Source organism: Neisseria sp. P0008.S010 (assembly GCF_051962715.1).
Lineage (GTDB): Bacteria > Pseudomonadota > Gammaproteobacteria > Burkholderiales > Neisseriaceae > Neisseria > Neisseria elongata.
On record NZ_JBQCVA010000265.1, the window covers coordinates 1 to 279 of the forward strand.

Annotated in this window: 1 pseudogene; it reads left to right on the plus strand. The window is 67.0% G+C overall.

The window, feature by feature from the left end:
• Positions 1 to 279 (plus strand): annotated as a pseudogene (locus tag ACTHSL_RS13515) (hypothetical protein); the annotation flags it as partial.

The following is a 279-nucleotide window of genomic DNA, read 5'->3' on the forward strand; positions in this document are numbered from 1 at the left end:
GTGAATACGATGCCGCCCAGGCTGCATTGCGCAGCAGTCAAAGCGCCCTGGCTGCCGCGCAGGCGCAGTTGGCCAATGCCCGCGAGCAGTTGGGCTATACGGCGTTGATCGCCGAAGCGCCGGGGGTGATTACCGCGCGCCAGGCCGAAGTGGGCCAGGTGGTGCAGGCCACCGTACCGATTTTCAGCCTGGCCCGCGATGGCGAGCGCGACGCGGTGTTCAACGTCTACGAATCGCTGCTGGCCGAACCTGCGCCGGATGTGCCGATCACCGTCAGCC